The 23,952-nt window shown below is 38.7% G+C and carries 22 protein-coding genes; 11 read left to right on the plus strand and 11 right to left on the minus strand.

The features are described from left to right. Positions 1-12 precede the first annotated feature (12 nt). Positions 13-1,329 (minus strand): esterase/lipase family protein, encoded by a 1,317-nt coding sequence (locus OCV67_RS04240; protein WP_147642621.1) that lies wholly within the window; start codon positions 1,327-1,329, stop codon positions 13-15. A gap of 381 nt (positions 1,330-1,710) precedes the next feature. Here OCV67_RS04240 and spoVAC point away from each other — a divergent pair, with 381 nt between their 5' ends. Beyond that, the gene (spoVAC, locus tag OCV67_RS04245; RefSeq protein ID WP_147642622.1) at positions 1,711-2,148 is read left to right on the plus strand and encodes a stage V sporulation protein AC; all 438 of its coding nucleotides are present in this window, start codon (positions 1,711-1,713) and stop codon (positions 2,146-2,148) included. A 2-nt stretch (positions 2,149-2,150) separates the two neighbouring features. Here the strand turns inward: spoVAC and dusB are convergent, their stop codons facing one another. From dusB to OCV67_RS04260, 3 genes are all read right to left on the minus strand, one after another. Then, positions 2,151-3,152, minus strand: coding sequence for a tRNA dihydrouridine synthase DusB (gene dusB / locus OCV67_RS04250; RefSeq protein ID WP_147642623.1), 1,002 nt, complete (start codon positions 3,150-3,152; stop codon positions 2,151-2,153). A gap of 456 nt (positions 3,153-3,608) precedes the next feature. Further along, positions 3,609-3,839 carry a helix-turn-helix domain-containing protein gene (locus OCV67_RS04255; protein ID WP_147642624.1) on the minus strand — a complete coding sequence of 77 codons (231 nt, stop codon included), beginning with the start codon at positions 3,837-3,839 and terminating at the stop codon, positions 3,609-3,611. A gap of 656 nt (positions 3,840-4,495) precedes the next feature. Then, entirely contained in the window at positions 4,496-4,720 is a 225-nt protein-coding gene (locus OCV67_RS04260; protein ID WP_147642625.1) for a helix-turn-helix domain-containing protein, read from the minus strand. A gap of 219 nt (positions 4,721-4,939) precedes the next feature. Here OCV67_RS04260 and OCV67_RS04265 point away from each other — a divergent pair, with 219 nt between their 5' ends. The 5 genes from OCV67_RS04265 to OCV67_RS04285 all read left to right on the plus strand — a co-directional run bounded on the left by OCV67_RS04265 (position 4,940) and on the right by OCV67_RS04285 (position 12,068). After that, positions 4,940-5,164: a helix-turn-helix domain-containing protein gene (locus OCV67_RS04265; protein ID WP_262644268.1), complete on the plus strand. Its 225-nt coding sequence runs from the start codon at positions 4,940-4,942 to the stop codon at positions 5,162-5,164. Between the two features lie 287 nt (positions 5,165-5,451). Further along, the gene (gene polA, locus OCV67_RS04270; RefSeq protein WP_147642626.1) at positions 5,452-7,998 is read left to right on the plus strand and encodes a DNA polymerase I; all 2,547 of its coding nucleotides are present in this window, start codon (positions 5,452-5,454) and stop codon (positions 7,996-7,998) included. After that, complete coding sequence (gene rimI / locus OCV67_RS04275; RefSeq protein WP_147642627.1) at positions 7,982-8,455, plus strand: ribosomal protein S18-alanine N-acetyltransferase; 474 nt, start codon at positions 7,982-7,984, stop codon at positions 8,453-8,455. Before polA ends, rimI begins: the two co-directional genes overlap by 17 nt. After that, complete coding sequence (tsaD, locus tag OCV67_RS04280; RefSeq protein WP_147642628.1) at positions 8,436-9,446, plus strand: tRNA (adenosine(37)-N6)-threonylcarbamoyltransferase complex transferase subunit TsaD; 1,011 nt, start codon at positions 8,436-8,438, stop codon at positions 9,444-9,446. The genes rimI and tsaD overlap by 20 nt, the downstream gene beginning before the upstream one ends. Positions 9,447-10,256: 810 nt before the next feature. Then, on the plus strand, positions 10,257-12,068 hold the full coding sequence (locus OCV67_RS04285) for a phosphoenolpyruvate carboxykinase (GTP) (protein WP_262644305.1): 1,812 nt from the start codon (positions 10,257-10,259) through the stop codon (positions 12,066-12,068). Between the two features lie 78 nt (positions 12,069-12,146). Here OCV67_RS04285 and OCV67_RS04290 read toward each other — a convergent pair whose 3' ends face one another. The 5 genes from OCV67_RS04290 to yabP all read right to left on the minus strand — a co-directional run bounded on the left by OCV67_RS04290 (position 12,147) and on the right by yabP (position 14,154). Next, the gene (locus tag OCV67_RS04290; RefSeq protein WP_147642629.1) at positions 12,147-12,386 is read right to left on the minus strand and encodes a FeoA family protein; all 240 of its coding nucleotides are present in this window, start codon (positions 12,384-12,386) and stop codon (positions 12,147-12,149) included. Between the two features lie 162 nt (positions 12,387-12,548). Further along, positions 12,549-12,974, minus strand: a complete 426-nt coding sequence (locus OCV67_RS04295; protein WP_147642630.1) for a S1 RNA-binding domain-containing protein — start codon at positions 12,972-12,974, stop codon at positions 12,549-12,551. Between the two features lie 47 nt (positions 12,975-13,021). Further along, a complete protein-coding gene (locus OCV67_RS04300) occupies positions 13,022-13,291 on the minus strand; it encodes a hypothetical protein (protein ID WP_147642631.1) in 270 nt (89 codons plus the stop codon). After that, the gene (gene yabQ, locus OCV67_RS04305) at positions 13,284-13,859 is read right to left on the minus strand and encodes a spore cortex biosynthesis protein YabQ (RefSeq protein ID WP_147642633.1); all 576 of its coding nucleotides are present in this window, start codon (positions 13,857-13,859) and stop codon (positions 13,284-13,286) included. The genes OCV67_RS04300 and yabQ overlap by 8 nt, the downstream gene beginning before the upstream one ends. A gap of 10 nt (positions 13,860-13,869) precedes the next feature. Next, complete coding sequence (gene yabP, locus OCV67_RS04310) at positions 13,870-14,154, minus strand: sporulation protein YabP (protein WP_147642634.1); 285 nt, start codon at positions 14,152-14,154, stop codon at positions 13,870-13,872. 148 nt (positions 14,155-14,302) lie between these two features. Between yabP and OCV67_RS04315 the strand changes: the two genes are divergently transcribed. From OCV67_RS04315 to glgB, 5 genes are all read left to right on the plus strand, one after another. After that, a complete protein-coding gene (locus OCV67_RS04315) occupies positions 14,303-15,268 on the plus strand; it encodes a metal ABC transporter substrate-binding protein (RefSeq protein WP_147642636.1) in 966 nt (321 codons plus the stop codon). A 12-nt stretch (positions 15,269-15,280) separates the two neighbouring features. Beyond that, positions 15,281-15,994, plus strand: a complete 714-nt coding sequence (locus OCV67_RS04320) for a metal ABC transporter ATP-binding protein (RefSeq protein ID WP_147642638.1) — start codon at positions 15,281-15,283, stop codon at positions 15,992-15,994. Next, entirely contained in the window at positions 15,991-16,845 is an 855-nt protein-coding gene (locus OCV67_RS04325) for a metal ABC transporter permease (protein ID WP_394802682.1), read from the plus strand. The genes OCV67_RS04320 and OCV67_RS04325 overlap by 4 nt, the downstream gene beginning before the upstream one ends. 111 nt (positions 16,846-16,956) lie before the next feature. Continuing rightward, positions 16,957-17,412: a MarR family winged helix-turn-helix transcriptional regulator gene (locus OCV67_RS04330; RefSeq protein WP_147642639.1), complete on the plus strand. Its 456-nt coding sequence runs from the start codon at positions 16,957-16,959 to the stop codon at positions 17,410-17,412. Then, positions 17,399-19,180, plus strand: a complete 1,782-nt coding sequence (glgB, locus tag OCV67_RS04335; RefSeq protein WP_147642641.1) for a 1,4-alpha-glucan branching protein GlgB — start codon at positions 17,399-17,401, stop codon at positions 19,178-19,180. The genes OCV67_RS04330 and glgB overlap by 14 nt, the downstream gene beginning before the upstream one ends. A 53-nt stretch (positions 19,181-19,233) precedes the next feature. On the opposite strand, the gene OCV67_RS04340 is transcribed toward glgB, so the two are convergent. Continuing rightward, a complete protein-coding gene (locus tag OCV67_RS04340; RefSeq protein ID WP_147642643.1) occupies positions 19,234-21,615 on the minus strand; it encodes a GH36-type glycosyl hydrolase domain-containing protein in 2,382 nt (793 codons plus the stop codon). A gap of 650 nt (positions 21,616-22,265) precedes the next feature. Then, a complete protein-coding gene (gene guaB / locus OCV67_RS04345; protein WP_147642645.1) occupies positions 22,266-23,732 on the minus strand; it encodes an IMP dehydrogenase in 1,467 nt (488 codons plus the stop codon). Between the last annotated feature and the right edge of the window lie 220 nt (positions 23,733-23,952).

Raw genomic sequence — 23,952 nt, forward strand, 5'->3', positions numbered from 1 at the left:
ACAAAAGGGAAATTAAAATCCCCTTTCCTTAAGGTCGTGAACAACGCCTACATAAAATTCTCTAACGTCAAAGCCTTCAATATTTTCACGGTTTAAGTCTATAACGTCGCCATGGGAAATACCCCTGTTTCCGGATGGTTCAAGAAAAGTAAATTTTTCTCCCCATTTCATTGATGCTTCGGAAACCAGACCGTCGTTCGCACCGTCGAACATCTTTACAAACATAGAAGAAAGATTTAAAGGAAACTGACCGTTGTACGCCTTTTTCATTTTTGAGCCGATACTCTGGTAAAAAACCTCAGGAGAATCGGGACATTTTTCATTTAAATCACGGCAGCTAGAAGCGGTCAGATCATTTACGGCTGCAAGAAAATCGGGATCAGTATCTCCAAGCTTTTTAAGAGCCTTATTGTACTTGTCCGCGACTCCCTGACGGAAAGAATCGGGAACCTTATTTAAAAGATATTCAGCAAACTGACAGCCCTTGTGAGGAGTATTCACAGTTGTAAGACTTGCGGTATATTTGTCAGCTCCCAGACAGCTTATTGCATATCTTGAATCAAGACCTCCCTTTGAGTGAGCAATGATGTTTACTTTTCCGCAGCCGGTATCGTTAACGATAGTGCGGATTTTTTCCGTCAGTTCCCTGGCGCTTTCTTCAACGGATGCCGCCGACTGCTGTCCGCCGTAATATATTTTTGCACCATTGCTGATAAGTGTTTCAGGAATTCGTCCCCAGTAGTTAAAAAAGTTTGAATCACGGAAAAATACGCCGTGAACCAACAGAATAGGATATTTAGTATCGCATACTTTCTGTTCTTTTCGTTTATCTTCAAGCTGACGTTTTCCAAGTTCAAATTTGTATTCACGGTCTGTTACTGAAATAATTTTTATCAGCAGAATTAAGTGTATAACGGGAATCATGCCGAAAATTATTCCAAGTACTCTCCACTTGATTCCAAGCTGGGCGGAAGTACAGTAAACACGGATAATACCGTTCCAGAAAAGCACAAATTCACAGCAGACTACAATAACAGAATTAATAATTATATCCTTTACTTCAAAATCAAATAGGAAAATCAGTAAAAAAAGTAAAATAACGCTGAGTATTGCAGTTGCAAGAAAAACCTTTAAAATTCTTGTTCCGCCATACAGCATTTTTGTTTTAAATGAATTTTGCTTTTTGAATGACGGAAAAATGTTGAATACTATAAACCACAATCCGCCTAAAACGGTAAAAAGTACTGAAAAAATACTAAAATCAGCAAATTCCATAATTGCATAGCAGTTTAAAACTGCAAATATTATAATTGAATGTATTGCCGTCATATATCCCCCTTATCAAAAACAAAACGCCCCTCGGACGCAAAAAGTCCAAGGGGCGATAATAACCGCTGTTCCACCCTTTTTCACAGAATACAGACATATTCTGCCTTAAAAAGCCGTTTTGTAACGCAAACGAAACGCCGGGTATTAACCGGACTCAAAAGGCGGTGTATTCAAAATCTGTTACAGTCCTGCTTTCAGCCGATGACAGAACCTCTCTGAGTAAGCTTTGACAATGAATCTTCCTTTTTCACAGTTTTAAAATATTTTATGTTTTTATGCTAACATAATTTTAGATTATTGTCAAGTAATTTTTTAAAAATATTTTTTTATGAATAATGAAGAATTTAGTGCAGAAAATAGTCTGTGAAAGGAGCGAATAGAATGGTAACAAAAAAAGAATACAGTGAAATGAGTAAAAAAGCGTCCCCAAATTCCAGAAGCTGGGTTAATGTACCTATGGCATTTTTGATTGGCGGACTGATTTGTACACTTGGCGAAGTCATTCTCAACATTTTCACTCATTACGGTGCGGAAAAGGAAGCAGCAGGCGCATGGGCGTCGATAATACTGGTATTCCTAAGTGCACTTTTTACCGGACTGGGAATTTACGAAAAGATTGCCAAGCATGCAGGTGCAGGAACGCTGGTACCGATCACAGGATTTGCTAACGCAGTGGTATCATCGGCGATAGAATCAAAGTCCGAGGGACTGATACTGGGTGTGGGTGCGAAAATTTTCACCATTGCAGGACCTGTCATACTTTACGGTACAACGGCATCGGTAATTTACGGAATTATTTATTATTTCTTTATCAGGTGAGCCTAAAGCCCGCCTGATTTATTTTTTTCCTGTAATTCCAAAAATTCATCGGCAAGTTTTAAAGCGTCGTCATAGGTTTCCAGACTATAGCATTTTGCACGGAATCCCGCAGCGCCGTAAAGTCCTTTCATGTACCACGAAGCGTGTTTTCTTGCTTCTTTCATAGCTCTCTGTTCGTTTTCTTGTCCGGACTGCTTCAGTATCAGACGGATATGATAAAGCATAACTTCCATTCGCTCCTCAATTTTAGGCGGAGTATACGGAAGATTTTCAAAATAGCTGTCAATTTCCCTGAAAATAAAAGGATTTCCGTAGGTGGCACGTCCTATCATTACAAGATCGCAGCCTGTTTGTTTATACATATCAAGACAGCTTTCAAGACTGTCTACGTCTCCGTTTCCTATTACGGGTACTGAAACGCTTTCCTTGACTTTTTTTATAATGTCCCAGTCGGCTTTTCCCGAATACATTTGGTCTTTGGTTCTGCCGTGGACTGCAACAGCGTCAGCGCCTGCCTGTTCCATAGCAACGGCAAATTCCACGGCGTTTACGGAATCCTTATTCCAGCCCTTACGGAATTTTACCGTTACAGGTACTCCCGAAACGCTTTTTACTGCTTTTACGATTTCCGCCGCACGGTCAATATCTTTCATCAAAGCGCTGCCTGAATTATTGTTTACCACTTTCGGTACGGGACACCCCATGTTAATATCCAGTATGTCAGGGGCATATGACATGCATATTTCTGTCGCTTTTTTCATAAATTCCGGATCGTCTCCAAAGAGCTGCAAAGCCATAGGACGTTCGCCGTCTGTTACAGTGCAAAGCTCGGCAGTTTTTTTGTCATTGTAGCAAAGTCCCTTTGCGGAAATAAGCTCGCTTACCGTATAACATGCACCGTACTCACGGCAAAGGGTTCTGTAGGCTCTGTCGGCGACCGAAGCCATTGGGGCAAGAGCTGCAGTCTTTTTTATTTTTACTTTTCCAATACTAAAATATTTCATGATTCTACTCCGATTTAGCTTTCTTTAAAGAAAGCTAATAAAAAGAATTTTTTAAAAAAACAAGTTTCTTTATAATTTCTTTTCTTAACTTTCTTGTTTCGCAACAAGAAAGTTACAAAGAAATGCGCCCACTCAAACGCCGTGGGCGGCTTGCGGCACATAAAGTGCCGAATTTTATCCGTCATACGGTTTTTGAACTAATTGGTCTCCACGTAAAAGGCAAGACGTAACATTTAAAATTTACGCCCATGTAAGATGGGCGATACTAAGCGGAGAACGCAAGTGGCAAAAACGTCTCAGCACAGTTTTGGGAGAGTACCTTGTGTGATAGTTTACTATTAATTATGCAGTCGTTACATTTTTTGCTTCTTTTTTTGTGTGAACAAAAAAGAAGTGTGTTTCTTTGTTACTTTCTTTGCACAAGCAAAGAAAGTCAGAAAAAAGATTTATTTTAGTTTATTTTTTATGTGAATCGGGATTATCAGTTCTGCCCATAAGATAGTCGATAGAACAGTCAAAAAAGTTTGCTATACTTTCTATTATAAATATAGATGGAGTATAATCTCTTTTTTCTAAGTCATATATAAAACTTTTACGTATTTTGCAAGCAGTAAGCATTTTTGATATAGATATATTGTTTGATTTACATGTTTCCTTTATTTTTTGTGCTATTTGTGCATTAGTCATATAATAATACCTCTGTTTTTATGAAAATAGTCAAAGTTTGCGTAATAATACGTAAATAAGGTTGACTTTGCGCAAATTTACGTATATAATATAAATAAACTATTTAAAATATCCTAAAAAATACTACTAATCTTAATTATAGCATTATTTTTGGTGATTCGTCAACGGCTAAATTTATTATTCATCTCTTCTTGGATACGCTTTTAAAAAAGCGTATCCAAAACATATTTGTCATTTTCTTTGATTGTGCAAAGAAAAGAACCAAAGAAACAAGTTTCTTTATAATTTCTTTTCTTAACTTTCTTGTTTCGCAACAAGAAAGTTACAAAGAAATGCGCCCACTCAAACGCCGTGAGCGGCTTGCGGCACATAAAGTGCCGAATTTTATCCGTCATACAGTTTCTGAACTAATTGGTCTCCCCGTAAAAGGCAAGACGTAACATCAAAAATTCACACCTAAGTAAGATGGGCGATAATTAAGCGGAGAACGCAAGTAGCAAAAACGGCTCAGCACAGTTTTGGGAGAGTACCTTGTGTGATAGTTTACTATTAATTATGCAGTCGTTACATTTTTTGCTTCTTTTTTCGTGTGAACAAAAAAGAAGTGTGTTTCTTTGTTACTTTCTTTGCACAAGCAAAGAAAGTCAGAAAAAGATTTATTTCAGTTTATTTTTATGTGAATCGGGATTATCGGTTCTTCCAAGAAGATAATCAGTGGAGCAATCAAAGTAGTTTGCAATTTTAATTAAATTTTCACCATTAGGAATTGCACCATTCTTCCATTTTGTTATAATGCCCGATGATATGCCAATTTCTTTTCCTAATGGATTTGGTTTTATGCCCTTTTTTAAACATAAATTATAAAATCGATCCCAAAACATAAATTAACCTCTTTTATATAAATCTCATAAAATTGAGTTTATAGGATTGTGCAATTATACAAATTTTTATTAATAATCTTGATTTTCTCATAAAAGTGAGATATAATATATTTAAGCTATTGAAAAGGTTTAAATGCCTAAGTAGATACTTAATTATAATTATAGCATTATTTTGGTGTATTCGTCAATGGTTACAATAAAAGAAAGAGAGTGAAGAAAGTGTATAAGGCCTTGAGATTAAAAAGTCTTATGAAGCAAAGAGGAATTTCTATAGAAAAGCTTGCCTTAGATTTAAATTTAAGTGAAGAAAATATAATACTATTCCAAAATAATATATTTAATGCCGATATTGACGTATTGATACTTTTGGCGGATTATCTTGATGTTTCTGTTGATTATCTTATGGGCAGAACTGATAATACCGATTCACATAAGAAAAAGTAAAATATTCACATTATTTAAGTAAATTTGCGAGTCTTTAAAAAGAAAATCAAGTCAATAAAATTCGGCATAAAAGTTTTGGTTCCGCTTTTTTAAATTTTTTCTTCGATTCTCTGTAAAGTAAACCATCGTGAATTAATTAGAATATTCAAGTTAACTAAATTCGATATAAAAGTTTTTTGCTTACTTTTTTTCAAAAAAGTAAGAGCTTTTTCAAAAAGCGGTAGAGTTTTATAAAAAAATCTGTTATAATAGTAAGGATAGATTACTGAATAACTGGAGAAATTATTATGAAATTGCTTGCAATAGACGGAAACAGCATAATGAACCGTGCGTTTTACGGTATCAGAGCGCTTACCAATAAAAAAGGCGTTTACACTAACGCTCTGCTGGGATTTATGAATATTTACTTTAAAAATGCGGACGAAGTAAGGCCAGACTGCGTTGCAGTGGCTTTTGATCTGAGATCTCCCACATTCCGCCATAAGGCGGTGGCGTCCTATAAGGCGAACAGAAAGGGTATGCCCGAAGAGTTGGCACAGCAAATGCCTCTTATAAAAGAAATCCTGACCGCTATGGGTATTAAAATAGTTGAGTGTGAGGGTTTTGAGGCTGACGATGTACTGGGTACTCTTTCAAAGATGTGTGCCGACAGCGGAAATGAGTGCCATATTCTCACAGGCGACAAGGACAGCTTACAGCTTGTTAACGATAAAGTTACAGTACGCCTTGCAACTACCAGAGAAACAATTATTTACACTCCGGAAAAGTTTCGTGAGGATTACGGCTTTGAACCGATCAATCTGATAGATTTAAAGGCGCTTATGGGGGATAGTTCCGATAATATTTCAGGAGTTGCAGGAATCGGACAAAAAACTGCGACAACGCTTATCACTAATTGGACTACAATAGAAAATCTTTATGATAATCTGGAAAATGCGGGACTTACAAAAGGCGTTTTTACAAAGCTTGAAAACGGCAGAGAAGCGGCAAAGGAGAGCAAGTGGCTTGCGACTATACGTCTGGACGCTCCTGTTGACAGCAATCTGGAGGATTATGCTATCGCACAGCCTGATAATGAAAAGCTTAGTGAAATCCTCACAGAACTGGAAATGCTGAGACTTTTGCAGAAGTTAAATCTTAAACCGTCTGAAATCAAGGAAGAAGAAAAAGTTAAGGCTACTGAAATAAGCGCCGAACAAAAAGAGCTTGACCAACAAAAGCTGTCGGAGCTTTTAAAAAATGAAAATCTGGATTGTCTTTACAGAGATAATATTTTGCAGATATATGAAAAAATCAGCGATGAGAAATGCGTTATTTACACTACGGAAAACAGAGAGTATATTTCAACACTTATGGCAAGCGATGTTGAAAAATATACTTTCGGGGCAAAGCCGCTGTACAAGCTTTGCTTTGCGGAGAATAAATCTCTTGAAATGATGTCGCTGGACGCTGAAATCGCCGCATATCTGCTTGACCCATCCTCTGCTGAATACAGTATTGAAAAGCTTTGCCTGCGCTACGGCTCGCCCTATTACAGCTCTGCCGGAGAATGGGCGGATATAGTTAGTCTGCCGGAGCTTTGCGCAGCACTTATAAAGGAAATTGATTCACAGGGTATGACTGAGCTTATGTATGGAATCGAACAGCCGCTGACAGAGGTTTTAGCTTCAATGGAGTATACGGGAGTAAAGGTAGATGTAGAGGGTGTAAAGCGGTTCGGGGAAACTCTTACAGACGAAATTGAAGGAATTGAATCTCAGATTTATTTTATGTGCGGTAAGGAATTTAATATAGCGTCCCCAAAACAGCTTGGTGAAATACTTCATGAGATGGGACTTCCCTTAAAAAAGAAAACCAAAAACGGTTTTTCCACCAATGCGGAGGTACTGGAAGAGCTGCGTGACAAGCACCCTGTGATCGACCTTGTTCTCCGTTACCGTCAACTGACAAAGCTTAATTCTACCTATGTGGAGGGACTTCTCAAAACCGTTGAATCTGACGGCAGAATCCATACGGTTTTCAAACAGACTGAAACAAGAACAGGCAGAATTTCTTCAACTGAACCGAATATGCAGAACATTCCTGTAAGAACCGAACTGGGACGTGAAATGCGTAAATTTTTCATTGTGCCCGAGGGAAAAACTCTCCTTGACGCCGATTACAGTCAGATTGAACTTAGAATAGTAGCGCATATTTGTAATGATCCGGTAATGATAAAGGGCTTTTCAGAGGGAGCTGATATCCATACCTCCACTGCGGCACAGGTTTTCGGTCTGCCGGAGGAAATGATAACGCCTGAAATGAGAAGTGCAGCAAAGGCTGTCAATTTCGGAATTATATATGGTATCGGAGCATTTTCACTTTCAAAGGATATAAATGTAAGTGTTTATGAAGCAAAAAAATATATAGACGATTATCTTCACAATTTCCCTAATGTAGAAAAATTTATGAATGATACCGTTGAAAATGCAAAGAAAAACGGGTATGTTACCACTATGTTCGGCAGAAAGCGTTATGTACCGGAGCTTTCCGCTTCAAATAAAAACATGCAGGCGGCAGGCAGAAGAATCGCTATGAATACGCCTATACAGGGCAGTGCGGCAGATATTATTAAAATAGCTATGGTAAGAGTTTACCGACGTTTAAAAGAGGAAGTGCCTGATGCAAGATTGATCTTACAGGTACACGATGAACTGATAGTTGAGTGCGATGTAAAGGACGCCGAAGCTGCGGGAAAAATTCTTTCCGAGGAAATGACAAATGCCTGTGAGCTTAAAGTACCCCTTACTGCCGACGTAAACAGAGGTGACAGTTGGTATGAAGCTAAAGGCTGATATTATAAAATGCGGATTTGATGAACTAAAAAAAATTGCGGAGATTGAAAGTAAGTGCATTCCCGACGGTTGGTCGCTGAAAGCCTTTGAGGACTGGTTTGAAGAGAAAAAAACTGTAGTCTTTGCGGCGGTATGCAACGGAGAGATGATCGGATTTGCAAACGGTTCATGGGTTATTGACGAGGGAGAACTGTTAAATATTGCGGTTTTGGAAAAATACAGACGTCAGGGATTGGCTGAAATTCTCCTTAAAACACTTGAGAATTTTTTTACCGAAAAGAATATTACCGTAATTTATTTGGAAGTCAGGGAGAAAAATCAGTCTGCACTGTCTTTTTATGAAAAACATGGTTTTATCAAAAACGGATTCAGAAAAAACTACTACAGAAATCCTGTTGACAACGGAGTTCTGATGATGAAAAAAATAGGTGATAAATATGCTTATACTGGGAATTGAAAGCTCCTGTGACGAAACTGCGGCGGCAGTTTCCGAAAACGGGACAAAAATACTTTCCTCGGTCATATCTACTCAGATCGAGGAACACAGAAAATACGGCGGAGTAGTACCTGAAATTGCTTCACGCCGTCATTGCGAGAATATACTGGGAGTTGTTAAAAAGTCCCTTAAGGACGCAGGAAAAACTCTTGACGAAATTGACGCAGTCGCCGTGACCTACGCTCCGGGATTGATAGGCGCTCTTTTGGTGGGAGTAAATTTCGCCAAGGGACTTGCTATGGCGTCGGATAAGCCTCTTGTACCTGTGCATCATATATCGGGTCATATTGCCGCAAACTACATTGCTCATTCGGACCTTAAACCGCCTTATTTGTGTCTGGTGGCAAGCGGCGGTCATTCTCACATTGTTGAGGTACTGGATTATACAAAGTTCCATGTTGTGGGACGTACCAGAGACGATGCGGCAGGAGAATGCTTTGACAAATGTGCAAGAGCCATGGGATTTCCGTATCCCGGCGGAGTACATATAGATAAGGCGTCTGTTTCTGGAAACAAGGATGCTTATGAGCTTCCCCGTCCAAAGGTTACGGGAAGCGAGTTTGATTTCAGTTTTTCAGGACTTAAAACTGCTGTAATAAATCTGCTTCACAATTCACAGCAGAAGGGTATTGAGATAAATAAGAACGACTTAAGTGCGGGTATTCAGTATACTATATCCGATATACTCTGTGAAAAAACCATGGCGGCGGCGGAAATGCTGGGATATAAGACTATTGCCGTGGCAGGGGGAGTGTCTGCAAACAGCGGAGTAAGAGCGGCATTTGAAAAGGCGTGTGCTGAGCGTGACATGAAGCTTTATCTTCCTCCTTTGAACCTATGCGGCGACAATGGAGCAATGATCGCCTGTCAGGGGTATTATAACTATCTCGCCGGACAGCGTGGGGACGAGAGTCTTAATGCAGTTGCAACGCTTTCTCTGGAAGAAATCTGACTTACTTTTTTCCGCTTTTTGAAAAAAGCTTGGCAAAAACTTTAATGCCGAGCAAAAGCAACTTGAAACAGTTTTTAAAGACTCGCAAAGTTAATTTTATAAAGAATTGAAAAAAAATTTTGAAAAAAGTTGGCAAAAACTTTTAAATCGTCTATTGAACTCTTTTTTCTTGTTCATTTCTTGTCTCGTGACAAGAAACGAACCAAAGAAACACGTATTTTACTTTCTTTCATGTGAAAGAAAGTAAAACAAAGAAAAACATTATCCGTCATACAGTTTCTGAACTAATAGGTCTCCCCATAAAAGGCAAGACGTGACATCAAAAATTCACGCCCAAGTAAGATGGGCGATACTAAGAGGAAAACGTAAGTTGCAGACATGTCTCAGTACAGTTTTGGGAGAGTTCCTTGCGTGATAGTTTAAAAGGGCTGCGCAGTCGTTACATTTCTTTGCTTCTTTCTTTGGTGTGAACAAAGAAAGAAGTGCATTTCTTTGTTACTTTCTTGTTGCAAGACAAGAAAGTTAAGAAAAGAAGCTTTAAAGAAACTTGTTTCTTTGGGCAATCAAAGAAAATGACAAATGTGTTATGTTATAAAGCGGATTAAATAAAGTACACGACTGGAAAACAGTTGTCCTTTGTGAAAAAACAATGAAAATTGTTATAAATTTCACAAATCAAAGGAAATTCTATTGACAACTATTTCAAAAAATATTATAATATAAAAATGAAACAAAAATTTTTAAAGAATAACTGCATTATTGCAGAAAAATACATACAATAATAAATATGCAGTTAAATTATCAAGGAGGATTATTACCATGTCACTGACAAAGAACCCCAACGTTTTAAAATGGGTTGAAGAAATGACAGCCCTTACAAAGCCTGATAAGGTAGTTTGGATCGACGGAAGCAAGGAGCAGATCGACGCTCTTAAAGCGGAAGCAATCTCAACAGGCGAAATGATTGAACTCAATCAGGAAAAGCTTCCGGGATGTCTGTACCACAGAACTCTTCCAAACGACGTAGCAAGAGTTGAAGACAGAACTTTTATCTGCTGCAAGAATAAGGAAGACGCAGGTCCGACAAACAACTGGATGGATCCGGACGAAATGAAGGCAATGCTGACACCTATGTACGACGGTGCTATGAAGGGCAGAACAATGTATGTTATCCCTTACTCAATGGGTCCTATCGGCTCTCCTCTCGCTAAGGTAGGCGTTGAAGTTACTGATTCTATCTACGTTGTTCTTAACATGAATATCATGACAAGAATGGGTAAACAGGCTTTTGAAAACCTCGGCGACGAATCAAACGATTTCGTTCGCGGTCTGCATTCAAAGGCTGATGTTGATCCTGAAAAGAGATATATCGTTCAGTTCCCTGAAGATAATGCAATCTGGTCAATTAACTCCGCTTACGGCGGTAATGTACTTCTGGGTAAGAAGTGCTTTGCACTCAGAATCGCTTCATATCAGGGCAAGAATGAAGGCTGGATGGCTGAACATATGCTTATCTTAGGCGTTAAGAAGCCTGACGGTGAAGTTAAGTATATCACAGCTGCATTCCCATCAGCATGCGGTAAGACAAACCTTGCTATGCTTATTCCGCCGGAAGGCTATAAAAAGGACGGCTATGAAGTATTTACAGTCGGCGACGATATCGCTTGGATGAAGCAGGGCGAAGACGGCAGACTTTATGCTATCAATCCTGAAAACGGATTCTTCGGCGTTGCTCCCGGTACTAATGAAAAGTCTAACTACAATGCGCTTGCTTCAACAATGAAGGACACTATTTTCACAAACGTTGCTATCAATAATGATGACAATACAGTTTGGTGGGAAGGTCTTGACAAGAATCCTCCTGAAAACGCAACCGAATGGAAAGGCGAAAAGGTTAACGGTAAGGAATTTACTGCTAACGGAAACAAGCTTGCTCATCCAAACTCAAGATTTACAGCTCCTGCAAAGAACTGTCCTTGCATTTCACCTGAATTTGATAATCCGGCAGGTGTTCCTATTTCAGCTATTATCTTCGGCGGCAGACGTGCTTCAACAACTCCGCTGGTATATCAGTCATTTGACTGGACACACGGAACATACATGGGTTCCGCTGTATCTTCAGAAACAACAGCTGCTGCAACAGGCGCTGTAGGCGTACTGAGACATGACCCAATGGCTATGAAACCGTTTATCGGATACAATGTAGGCGATTACTGGGCACACTGGCTCGAAATGGGCGAAAAGCTCGGCGATAAGGCTCCTAAGATTTTCAATGTAAACTGGTTCAAGCAGGATGAAAACGGAAACTTCATCTGGCCTGGATTCGGCGATAACATGAGAGTACTCGACTGGATCATCAAGAGATGTGAAGGAACTATCGACGCTGATGAAACAGCTATCGGATATATTCCTAAGAAGACTGATATCAACGTTGAAGGTATCGAAGACGAGGTTACACCTGAAATCATGGATAAGCTTCTTGCAGTTGATAAGGATCTCTGGACTAAGGAAATTGCAGAAATGCGCAGATACTATAAGGAAGATATCGCTGATAAGGGCGGTAAGGTACCTGAAGCGCTTATCAAGGAACTTGACAAGCTTGAAGAAAGACTTGCAAAATAATAAAAATATCAATCAAATAACTGCAAAAATCTCCTATGGTAAATCCATAGGAGATTTTTTTGGGAAATCGAAAAAATTTCAAACGCTTTCAAGTATAATTTTAGAAGAATCTTCTCCTCTCAGAGCTATAACAGCTCCTCTTATAAGATATGCTACAGGATCTCCCGAAGGACTTTTTTGCAGACACAAAACTTCAGTACCCTCAATTAAACCTATATCCTGCAAACGTCTCCTCATAGAACCGTTTATTTTAAGCTCTGCAACACGTCCTGAACTGCCCTCATTCAGGGAAGAAAGCGTTTTTATATTATTTATCATAATGAAAACTCCGTTGCTTAAGTATTTAAAGCGGACAAATAATTGCAGTCCGCTCATTATTATAATATTCCCTCCGGAGCTAACAGGTTACAAACAATTGAAAATTACTCAATTCAACATTAATTAACAAAAAACGGACTTGAAAATTCAAGTCCGTCACTATTATTTTCTTCTTGAACCGTTTTTACGTTCTGTACTGCGTTTAAGAGCACAAATTTTCTCTTCGCTGTTCTGCTTAAAACGAGTCAGCATTTCCTCAAAGCCAAGCTCCGACATAGGAGGCTTTTTCTTAGGCTCCCAGACGTTAGGTCTGCGTTCCTGACGCTTTGCGGGTTTAAGAGTTTCCTCAGTATTTTCAGTTGCTTTCTTTATTGAAAGACCGATTTTTCCGTCCTCGCCGATATTAAGTACCTTAACCTTGACTTCCTGGTTTTCAGTAAGGTAATCCTTAACGTCTTTAACAAATGAATTGGCTATTTCGGAAATATGTACCATACCCGTACCTGCGCCTTCAATTTCAACAAATGCACCGTACTGAGCTATTCCTTTTACTTTACCGTCATATATTTTACCTACTTCGAGCTGCATAATAATAAAAATCCCCCTGTTAATGAAAATTATAAAAGCTTAAAAAGCTAGTTTCTTGATGTATCATAATATCTTCGTTCATCCGGATATGCATAATTCATATCTTCAATAGCCAGCTTTTTCATGTAAGCGTTCATATCGTCGTCTTCAAGAATCCTCTGCAACTCAACATTTTCAGCTTCGACTTCTTCCGTCTTATTGACAATAGAATTAAGTTCCTTCTGCATTTCCGCCAGACTGGACTGAGTAATAATAATAGAAATTATACATCCGATCACAGCGGCAATAATAATAAGCTTGCTGATAAGGCTAAACATGCCCTTTTTTCGTTTTTTTCTTATAGTTCTGGACGCCAAGTTTTTTCACGTTCTTTCTTTTATTCTTTTTTTCCTTATTACTATTATACAACAAATTGGTATCATCAATCAAGAGGGTTTCACTATTTTTTTTATTACTTTTTATATTTTGGAGACTTCCAACAAAAATAGTCCTGATTTTTTCACATATAAGTACAAACTTTTTTAACAGCGGTCTGAAAATTCTTAAAAGCGCTCTTTTTATAAAACCTATAATTTTCCTCAGTATACCCGTTACGACTGTTCCCGCAGTAACATAGTAAAGAATGAAGCCGATAAGATTACCGGCGCAGTAATAGAATCTGAATTCGCTGCGGGCCATAGATATGGTAAAGCACATCAGAAACACACCGTAAAGACAGAAAAAAAGTATATCTTCCAGTGCAGCCGCAATTTTATTGTGATGAATGATCATTCTTATAACACGAAAAATATCGAAAACAATTCCGATGGGTATACCGAAAGCGCATGACAGCAGAAATAACTGAAGCTGCTGACCGGAAGTAAAAAAGCTTTCCAGACCCTCCATAATTCACCGCCTAACGAAACAGCTTACCAAGCATAGAAACTGTTCCTCTTTTATCCTTATCTCCGTAATTAAGCGCCCATATATCGCCGTCAATTGTCATATCTCCGGTTTCAACGCTCATGGAATTAATATGAAGTTCTCTTCCACGTATAACAAGTTCGCCCATTTGAGTGTAAAGAGAAATGCAGCGTTCATCAAAGCTGTCCACATCTGTCACTCCTGAAATGGTAAGACTTTTTCTGTTTTCCATAATAACATTGTGTACAGTTCTCTGATTTTTTTCATCATTGGTCATTTTTTATTTCTCCTTTGATTTTGTTTACAATTATATATATTACACTTTTTAAAAAATTATTACTGTTTTTATTGACACAAATCAAAATATGATGTATAATTAATTGAAAACGATTTTCATATTCATGTTTAAGGAGTAAAAAGGATTTATGAAACATATTTTATCTGCTGTTATGTCAGGAATACTGCTGATTTTCTGTCTTACAGCATGCAGTACAGATTCAGATAATTTAAACGAAAATAATGACAAGCTTCAGATAGTAACCACAATTTTTCCTGAATACGATTGGGTAAGAGAAATTTTAGGAGAAAAAGCGGATAATGCAGAAGTAACATTTCTTCTTGAAAGCGGAGTGGATATGCATAGCTTTCAGCCGTCTGTAGAGGATATTCTTAAAATTTCAGAATGCGATATGTTTGTGTATGTTGGCGGAGAATCAGATCAGTGGGCTCAGGACGCTCTCAAGGAAGCCTCAAACAAGGATATTGTCGCTGTAAATCTGCTTGAGGTGTTGGGAGATTCAGTCAAGGAAGAAGAAATATTAGAGGGCATGGAGCATGAGGACGAAGAGGAATCGGAACCGGACGAACATGTATGGCTTTCATTAAAAAATGCGGAGACATTCTGTAATTACATTACGGACAAGTTAAGCGAAATCGACGCAGAAAACGCAGAGATTTATAAACAGAATAATAATTCTTATGTTGAAAAGCTTTCCGCACTTGATGAAAAGTATCAAAGGGAAATAAGCTCGTCAAAAAGAGATGTTTTATTATTTGCCGACCGTTTTCCTTTCAGATATATGACGGACGATTACAGTCTTACATGTTACGCAGCTTTTCCTGGCTGCTCTGCGGAAACACAGGCAAGCTTTGAAACCATTACATTTCTTGCCGGAAAAATCAACGAACTCGGACTGACAAGCGTAATTACAATCGACGGTTCGGACAGTAAAATTGCCAACACTGTTATTAATGAAACACAACCAAAACATCTGAATATTTTAACGCTGGATTCCATGCAGTCGATCACTTCTAAGGATATAGAAAACGGCTTTACTTATTTATCGGTAATGGAAAACAATCTTGAAAATATAAAGACTGCTCTAAATTAAGGGGGAATTATAATGCCGCAGTTAGAATGCCGTAATCTGTCATTGGGATATGATTCAAAAGCAATAGTAAGCGATCTTAACTTTTCAATAAACAAGGGTGATTATCTGTGTATTGTAGGTGAAAACGGTTCGGGAAAAACAACGCTTATGAAAACTCTTTTGAATCTTCATTCTCCTCTCAGCGGAAGTATTATAACAGGAGACGGACTTAAAACAAATGAAATAGGATATCTTCCTCAGCAGACGGTAGTTCAAAGAGACTTTCCTGCGTCTGTTAAGGAAATTGTACTGTCCGGCTGTCAGGGACAATGCGGAATCAGACCTTTTTACAAAAAAGAAGAAAAAAATACAGCCCTTCAAAATATGGAGCGAATGGGAATAAGCAATCTTTCCTCACGCTGTTACAGGGAACTTTCCGGCGGTCAGCAGCAGAGAGTACTTCTTGCAAGAGCATTGTGCGCTACAAGAAAACTGCTTTTGCTGGACGAGCCTGTTTCCGGACTCGATCCTAAAGCTACAGCGGAAATGTACGATATCATTGAAGAGCTGAACCGTCGGGATAAAATCACAATAATTATGATTTCCCATGATATAAGCGCGGCTGTTAAATATGCAAGCCACATACTGCATATCGGAGATGAAATTTTTTTCGGTACAAAAGAAGAATATCTTAAAAGCAATGCAGGAGGTCAGTTTACCGGCAATGAAAGGAGTAATGAAAATTGAATGACATAGTAGAAAAATTCAGCTTTTATATGGAGCATTCCTTTGTACGCTATGCTTTGATTGTAGGCGTACTGATCGCTCTTTGTTCTTCTCTTCTGGGAGTTACGCTTGTTTTGAAACGCTTTTCATTTATAGGCGACGGACTTTCTCATACGGCGTTCGGAGCAATGGCGGTAGCCGCCGTACTGAATCTGACCAACGATATGCTTTTTGTTCTTCCTGCAACAGTCATTTGCGCCGTACTGCTGCTGAGAACGGGGAACAGTACTAAAATAAAGGGCGACGCTGCAATCGCTATGATCTCAGTAGGCTCGCTGGCAATCGGATATCTGCTGATGAATTTGTTTTCCACTTCTTCAAATCTTTCGGGAGACGTTTGCAGTACGCTGTTCGGTTCGGCTTCCATACTTACGCTGACAAAGGCTGAAGTATGGTTATGTATAATTTTATCGATCGTTGTGGTTTTGGCATTTCTGTTTTTTTATAATAAAATATTTGCAGTTACATTTGATGAAAATTTCGCAAAAGCTACGGGAACTAAAGCCGGAATTTACAATCTTCTTATAGCGGTAATTATTGCGGTTATAATAGTACTTGCAATGAATCTTGTAGGTTCTCTTCTGATATCTGCGCTGATTATTTTTCCTGCGCTTTCGGCAATGCGGATATTTAAAAGCTTTAGATCCGTTACGATATGTTCGGCGGTATTGTCAGTTTTCTGCGCACTGCTTGGTATTCTTATCTCAATTTTGTACGCAACCCCTGTGGGTTCGACTATAGTAGCTGTGGATATCGGAGCATTTGCAGTATTTTCGGCAGCCGGACTGATATTACAAAAAACCGGAAAATAAAGAAAGGGACGTTAAAACGTCCCTTTTACATTTTTATTGACAAAATCATAAGTATATGCTAAAATAATTTTATCTAATAGTGTTAGGTAAATTATAAAAGGAAAATTTACTATGAAATATGAAAAGCTTACTGAAATTTTAATGGAGTCCCTTAAAGACACATATTACAAATCCCCTATCACCAACTACGCATTCTTTTTACAAGGTGAACATAAGCTTCTTAATCATCTTTATATATGCGGCGAGGTTTATAAAAAACCTGCCGAGCTTTGCAGAGAACTTTATATGACCAGCGCAAGAGTATCAGCCGCACTGAAAATTCTTGAAAAAAAGGGTTATATTAAACGAAGAGCCTCTCAAAAAGATAAAAGAAACGTTATGGTATTCCTTACAGATAACGGAAAAGAATATATTGAAAATGTAAGAAAAAGTGTTTTCAATGAAATGAAAACAGCGCTTATGAATATGGGTGAGGACGCTGATGAATTTGTCAGCCTTATCAAAAGAGCAGCAGAAATTATTAATAAATCAGAAAGCGAGCTGATCGATAAAAATGAACATGAATGATTTTTTTGCCGGACAGGTTTTTAACGCCTACGAATATTTTGGATCACATAAAGAATCAGGACGTATTGTTTTCAGAACATTTGCTCCCAATGCCGCAAACGTATGTATATTCGGAAGCTTCAATAACTGGTCGGAAGAACCTATGACTCAGGAATCTTATGGAGTATACAGCTTTGTTTCAGACAGTGCAAATTTCGGAGATATGTATAAATATGTTATATACACAAAATCAGGCGAACGTTTTGAACACTGCGATCCTTACGGCTTCGGAATGGAACTGCGTCCTCAGTGGGCGTCTTATATAGTCGATTTGTCTGAATATAAATTTACTGATGACAAGTGGATGGAATGCAGAAATAAAAATTACAATTCTCCTATGAATATCTATGAGGTACATCTGGGTTCATGGTTGAATAATCCTCAGAATGAAAACGGCTGGTATAATTACAGTGAAATTGCAGACAAGCTTATTGAATATGCAAAAAAACATAAATATACTCATCTTGAATTTCTTCCCCTTTCCGAGCATCCGGCGGATTGCTCCTGGGGTTATCAGAACACTGGATTTTTCAGTCCTACTTCACGTTACGGCACTGCTGCACAGCTTATGGAGCTTGTTGATAAATGCCACAAAAACAATATCGGAGTAATTATGGATTTTGTTCCCGTTCACTTTGCTGTAGACGGCTACGGACTTGCACAATATGACGGCTCTTACCTCTATGAATATCCGCCGTCAGACGTGGGTATAAGCGAATGGGGAACATGCAACTTCAATCATTCAAGGAATGAAACCCGCTGTCTGGTACAGTCCGCAGCTAATTTCTGGCTGGAAAAATTTCATTTTGACGGTCTTAGAATGGACGCTATCAGCCGTGCAATTTATTGGGGAGGAGATCCGGCAAGAGGCGTCAACGAAAACACTGTAAGTTTCCTTAAAAATATGAATCTGGGACTTCAAAAGCTTCACCCTACAGCTATGCTGATAGCCGAGGATTCAACAGCATTCCCGAAAATTACCGCTCCTGTTGAATATGACGGTCTGGGATTTGATTACAAATGGGATCTTGGCTGGATGAACGATACCCTGGACTATTTTCGTATTGCCCCGTGGGAACGTCACAATCATTATCACAAGCTGACTTTCTCTATGGCATACTTTTACAACGAGCTTTTTATTCTCCCATTCTCTCATGATGAAACAGTACACGGAAAAGCAACCATAATTCAGAAAATGTACGGAGATTATCAAGATAAATTTCTACAGTGCCGGGCGCTTTACATGTATATGTACGCTCACCCCGGCAAGAAACTGAACTTTATGGGAAATGAATTCGGACAATTCAGAGAATGGTCAGAGGAACGTGAACAAGATTGGCAAATACTTCAATATCCTCTTCATGACGCTTTTCAAAAGTATATAACCAAGTTAAATGAAATATATTTAAAAAATCCTGCGCTACACAGCGGCGAATACAATATGGATAATTTCAGATGGATCATGTCTGACAACTGTGAACAGTGTGTTTATATTTTTGAAAGATCCTGCGGAGGAAGTACTGTTTTATGCGTATTTAATTTTTCCGGCATGAAACAGGAAGTATCGTTTACTCTGGGAAAAACCGTAAAGTTAAAGGAAATTTTAAACAGCCGCTGGGAAGATTACGGCGGAGATGTTCCACGGGGAACAAAAGCTGTAGAACCAAAAAAAGATATTTTTACTTTAACTGTAACTCCTCTGACAGGAAGTTTGTTTGAAGTGATTTAAAAGTTTTCCATAATAAAAATTAAAAAAGGACGGTTCAAAACCGTCCTTTTTTGTTATCCCATAATAACAGTAATTTTATTTACATCTGCAAGCTTTTCAGCTGGAACATAATTATCTTCAAGCTTTTCTCCGTTAAGAGTAATTTCACTGACTCCGCTCTGTACATGATTCGGATTCTGAATATCAATCGAAAGCTGTTTGCCTCTGAAATTTTTTTCAATTGTAAAACCGTCCCACTCTGACGGAATAGACGGAGCAATTACCAGTCCTTCCAAATCAGGTCTCATACCGCATATACCCTCAACACAGCCTACCATAACCGTAGACGCAGTACCGGTCAGCCAATGTACATGAGAACGTCCCTCAAAAGGAGATGCCTTACTCTCTGTAAACTGTCCGTGAGCATACGGCTCAATAACTCTTATCTCAGCCTTGTCATTCATTGCAGCAGGAGAGCTTTCCATAAAGTACTCAAAGGCTCTGTTACCATGTCCTGCAAGAGCTTCGGCCAGGATTATCCAACCCTGCGACTGTGAGAAAATACCGCCGTTTTCTTTGGTATCGTCATTGAAAATATGCATAAGCGCACCGTCAAAATAATGCTTTTTATAAGGAGGATCAAGCAGTTTTGCACCGTATGGCGTATTGAGAATTTCATGAACGCTGTCAAGGGCTTTTTCAGCCTGTTTATCAGACGCAAAACGTGAAATAACGCTCCAGCTTTGTGGATTCAGCCACATATTAGCTTCAGAATCGTTCTTAGCTCCAACGATAACGCCGTCCTCACGGATACCTCTTATAAATCTGTCCTCGTCCCAGCACTTATCCAGAGCGGCAGACAGTTCCCCCTGTACCTTATCAATATAGCTTATATAATCGCCGTCACCCTTTAATATAGCCATTTCTTTAATAACGCTCATTGCGTAGTAAAGCTGGAATGCAACAAATGTAGACTCACCTTTTGCACCGAGTCTTAAGCAATCGTTCCAGTCTGCATGGAGACCTGCCGGCATTGAGTGTGCACCGAGTCTTTCCATAGAAAATCTTATGGCATTTTTCAAGTGCTCATAAACAGTAGCTTCGCCTCCGTTTGCATAAACGATGACCTCATCTAAAAATGCCTTGTTTCCGCTTTCGCCCAGATACTTTACAATAGTCGGGAACAGCCACAGAGCGTCGTCTGCACGGTATGAAGGGTGTCCTGTTTCCTTAACATATTCCGGATCGTCAGGAGTATTTTCATGTCCGGCATTGTGTGTGAATTTAACCAGTGGAAGTCCTCCCCCGTTATCGACCTGCGCCGACAGCATAAATCTTATCTTTTCCGCTGCCATTTCAGGATCAAGATGAATTATACCCTGTATATCCTGTACTGTATCACGATAACCGTAACCGTTTCTCAATCCGCAGTAAACAAACGAAGCCGCTCTTGACCATATAAACGTAATAAAGCACTGGAATGCATTCCACACGTTTATCATGTTATTAAATTCTTCGCTTGGAGTATTGACCTGAAAACGATCGAGAGTGGAGTGCCAGTAATTTTTAAGCTCTTCTACTTCCCTGTCAACTTTTCCCTGTTCCTTGTATTCATTCAGAATAACAGCAGCTTCCTCACTTTTTCTTCTTCCAAGAATATAAATAAGTTCTGTAGTCTGTCCGGCTTCAAGGGTAATATCCGACTGCAATGCGCCGCATGAATTTGAATTATAATTCATGGAGTTATCTAGTCTGCCGTTTTCAACAGCTACGGGATTTGAGTAGGTTCTGTATGAACCTATGAAATTATCAAAATTACCGCATGCGGCAGTAACTTCAGCTCCTACCATACCGAAAAATCTGTCTGTACGGTCTTTTTTACTGTTTTCACTTATAGTCTGAATAATTCTGTTTTCTTCAAATTTAGTCTGAGAAATAAACAGCGAGTACTGCAAATTTACCTGATCCTGTTCATAATTATCTTCATTTGTAAATTCAGTAAATCCGAAAACCGAAAGCTTTCTCGACTTTGTATCATTATTTGTTATCTTTGTACGCCATACTTCGTATGTTTTTCCCTGTGGAACATAATAAGTTGTCTCAGCCGCTATTTTTTCGTACTCAGAACTAATTACCGTATAAGCCGTACCGTGTCTGCATTCGCTTTTATACTTATCCAACGGCTTTCCTACAGGCTGCCATGAAGCAGACCAGTAATCACACGTTTCATTATCTCTGATGTATATATAGCGTCCCGGAAGAGCCATCATTGAATTGAAACGGAAACGTGTTATCCTTCCGTTTGCACCTGACTTAACAAAGCTGTATCCTGCGGCATTATTTGAAATGATAGCGCCGTATTCAGGCGATCCCAAATAATTTACCCATGACGCAGGAGTATCCGGCTTAGTTATTACATATTCCTTATTTTCAAGGTCAAAATAACCGTATTTCATTCTTATATTCTCCTTTAAAATATATATTTTTCTTTAAACACAACTGTTATTATGATACCATTTTATATCATTTATTTCAATACTTTTTGAAAAAGTATGCAAAATTATTTTTTAACTTTTTGTTTTTTGAAAAAACGAAAATAAAAAACTTTTGTCATTTCTTTATTCAAACAAAAGACTGATACGTTTTTGCCACTTGCTATCTTCTTTAGTATCACCCATCTTACATGGGCGTGAATTTTTTATTTTATGTCTTGCCTTTTATGGGGAGACTAATTAGTTCAGAAACTGTATGACGGATAAAATTCGGCACTTTATGTGCCGCAAGCCGCCCACGGCGTTTGAGTGGGCGCATTTCTTTGTTACTTTCTTGTTGCGAAACAAGAAAGTTAATAAAAGAAGTTTTAAAGAAACTTGTTTCTTTGGTTCGTAAATTGTTTAAAAAATACTAGTAAACTAAAATCGATATAAAAGTTTTTTGCTTACTTTTTTTCAAAATTTTCTCTTCAATTCCCTGTTTACTTACCTGTCGAGCCTTAGCTGCTTTGCGAGTCTTTAGAATGTGTTTCAAGTTGAAGAAATTCGGCGTAAAAGGTTTTTTGCTTACTTTTTTTTTAAAAAAGTAAGGCGGTCTAAAGACCGCCTTTATATTAGATTTGTGCTGAATAATTCGGAGCTTCTTTTGTGATATAAATATCATGCGGATGACTTTCCTTAAGTCCTGCCCCTGTAATTCTTACAAACTGTGATTTTTCGTGAAGTGTAGGAATATCAACGCAGCCGCAGTAACCCATACCTGATCTGATACCGCCTACCAGCTGGAAAATAGTATCTGCAACCGGACCCTTAAACGGTACACGTCCTTCAACGCCTTCAGGAACTAACTTTTTAGCTCCCTCCTGGAAGTATCTGTCCTTAGAACCGCATGCCATAGCTCCAAGACTTCCCATACCTCTGTATACCTTAAATGAACGTCCCTGGAAAATTTCAGTTTCACCCGGAGCCTCTTCGCAGCCTGCAAGAAGTGAACCCAGCATAACTACATTTGCACCTGCTGCAAGCGCCTTTACTATATCGCCTGAATACTTGATACCGCCGTCTGCAATAACCGGTATATTATGCTTCTGAGCAACTCTTGCAACATCATAAACCGCTGTGATCTGAGGTACTCCGATACCTGCAACGACACGTGTCGTACAGATAGAACCAGGACCGATACCGACCTTTAAGCAGTCTGCACCGGCTGCAATAAGGTCTTCAGCCGCTTCAGCTGTGGCAATATTTCCGGCAATAACAGGAATATCCGGATAAGCTTCTTTTACCATTTTCAGACATTTCATTATATTCTGTGAATGACCGTGTGCAGAATCCAGTACCAATACGTCAGCCTGCGCGTCAATTAAAGCCCCTGCTCTTTCAAGTACGTCTGCTGTTACGCCAATTGCAGCACCGCAGAGAAGTCTGCCGCCCTTGTCTCTTGCAGAATTAGGGTACTGAATTGCTTTTTCAATATCTTTAATAGTTATAAGTCCCTTTAAATAACCGTTTTCGTCAACTAAAGGAAGTTTCTCTATTTTGTGAGTTCTTAAAATTTCCTGTGCCTGTTCAAGAGTAGTACCAATCGGAGCAGTTATAAGATTGTCCTTTGTCATAACGTCGCCTATTTTAGTATCATAATCTGAAATAAAGCGCATATCTCTGTTCGTAATGATACCTACAAGCTTTCCCTGACTGTCAACGATCGGTACGCCTGAAATCTTATACTTGCCCATCAGTTCGTCTGCGTCATATACATATCTGTCCGCTGTAAGAGAAAATGGATTTACAATAACCCCGTTTTCAGAACGCTTAACCTTATCTACTTCATCAGCCTGCTGTTCTATAGTCATGTTTTTATGAATGATACCGATTCCGCCTTCTCTCGCAATAGCGATTGCCATTTTTGCTTCTGTTACGGTATCCATGGCTGCTGTCATAATCGGAGTTTTCAAAGTAATATTACCTGCAAGTCTGGTCCCCAGATTAATCATGTTAGGCGTAACGTCCGACTGTCCCGGAATCAGAAGTACATCGTCAAAAGTTAAACCCTCTTTTTCAAATTTTCTCTCACTTAGCATAAAAAATCCTCCTTAATATATGAATAAAGCAGCCAATTTTTTAATTAAAAATTAAAGCTGTCTTACATTTCTTATTTAAACTATTTCTTATAATGATACTATTTTTTTCTCATAATGTCAAGCTTTTTTTCGACTTTTTTCAAGCTTTTTGAAAAAAAGCTTGGCAAAAACTTTTATGCCGAATTTTATTAACTTGATATCGTTTCTAAACACTCGCAAA

Source organism: Porcipelethomonas ammoniilytica, from assembly GCF_025567485.1.
Taxonomy (GTDB): domain Bacteria; phylum Bacillota; class Clostridia; order Oscillospirales; family Ruminococcaceae; genus Porcipelethomonas; species Porcipelethomonas ammoniilytica.

Bases quoted from the DNA above. Each gene is read 5' to 3' on its own strand.
- OCV67_RS04240 (WP_147642621.1), bottom strand. From the start codon at position 1,329: ATGACGGCAATACATTCAATTATAATATTTGCAGTTTTAAACTGCTAT.
- spoVAC (WP_147642622.1), top strand. From the start codon at position 1,711: ATGGTAACAAAAAAAGAATACAGTGAAATGAGTAAAAAAGCGTCCCCA.
- dusB (WP_147642623.1), bottom strand. From the start codon at position 3,152: ATGAAATATTTTAGTATTGGAAAAGTAAAAATAAAAAAGACTGCAGCT.
- OCV67_RS04255 (WP_147642624.1), bottom strand. From the start codon at position 3,839: ATGACTAATGCACAAATAGCACAAAAAATAAAGGAAACATGTAAATCA.
- OCV67_RS04260 (WP_147642625.1), bottom strand. From the start codon at position 4,720: ATGTTTTGGGATCGATTTTATAATTTATGTTTAAAAAAGGGCATAAAA.
- polA (WP_147642626.1), top strand. From the start codon at position 5,452: ATGAAATTGCTTGCAATAGACGGAAACAGCATAATGAACCGTGCGTTT.
- rimI (WP_147642627.1), top strand. From the start codon at position 7,982: ATGAAGCTAAAGGCTGATATTATAAAATGCGGATTTGATGAACTAAAA.
- tsaD (WP_147642628.1), top strand. From the start codon at position 8,436: ATGCTTATACTGGGAATTGAAAGCTCCTGTGACGAAACTGCGGCGGCA.
- OCV67_RS04290 (WP_147642629.1), bottom strand. From the start codon at position 12,386: ATGATAAATAATATAAAAACGCTTTCTTCCCTGAATGAGGGCAGTTCA.
- OCV67_RS04295 (WP_147642630.1), bottom strand. From the start codon at position 12,974: ATGCAGCTCGAAGTAGGTAAAATATATGACGGTAAAGTAAAAGGAATA.
- OCV67_RS04300 (WP_147642631.1), bottom strand. From the start codon at position 13,291: ATGTTTAGCCTTATCAGCAAGCTTATTATTATTGCCGCTGTGATCGGA.
- yabQ (WP_147642633.1), bottom strand. From the start codon at position 13,859: ATGGAGGGTCTGGAAAGCTTTTTTACTTCCGGTCAGCAGCTTCAGTTA.
- yabP (WP_147642634.1), bottom strand. From the start codon at position 14,154: ATGACCAATGATGAAAAAAATCAGAGAACTGTACACAATGTTATTATG.
- OCV67_RS04315 (WP_147642636.1), top strand. From the start codon at position 14,303: ATGAAACATATTTTATCTGCTGTTATGTCAGGAATACTGCTGATTTTC.
- OCV67_RS04320 (WP_147642638.1), top strand. From the start codon at position 15,281: ATGCCGCAGTTAGAATGCCGTAATCTGTCATTGGGATATGATTCAAAA.
- OCV67_RS04330 (WP_147642639.1), top strand. From the start codon at position 16,957: ATGAAATATGAAAAGCTTACTGAAATTTTAATGGAGTCCCTTAAAGAC.
- glgB (WP_147642641.1), top strand. From the start codon at position 17,399: ATGAACATGAATGATTTTTTTGCCGGACAGGTTTTTAACGCCTACGAA.
- OCV67_RS04340 (WP_147642643.1), bottom strand. From the start codon at position 21,615: ATGAAATACGGTTATTTTGACCTTGAAAATAAGGAATATGTAATAACT.
- guaB (WP_147642645.1), bottom strand. From the start codon at position 23,732: ATGCTAAGTGAGAGAAAATTTGAAAAAGAGGGTTTAACTTTTGACGAT.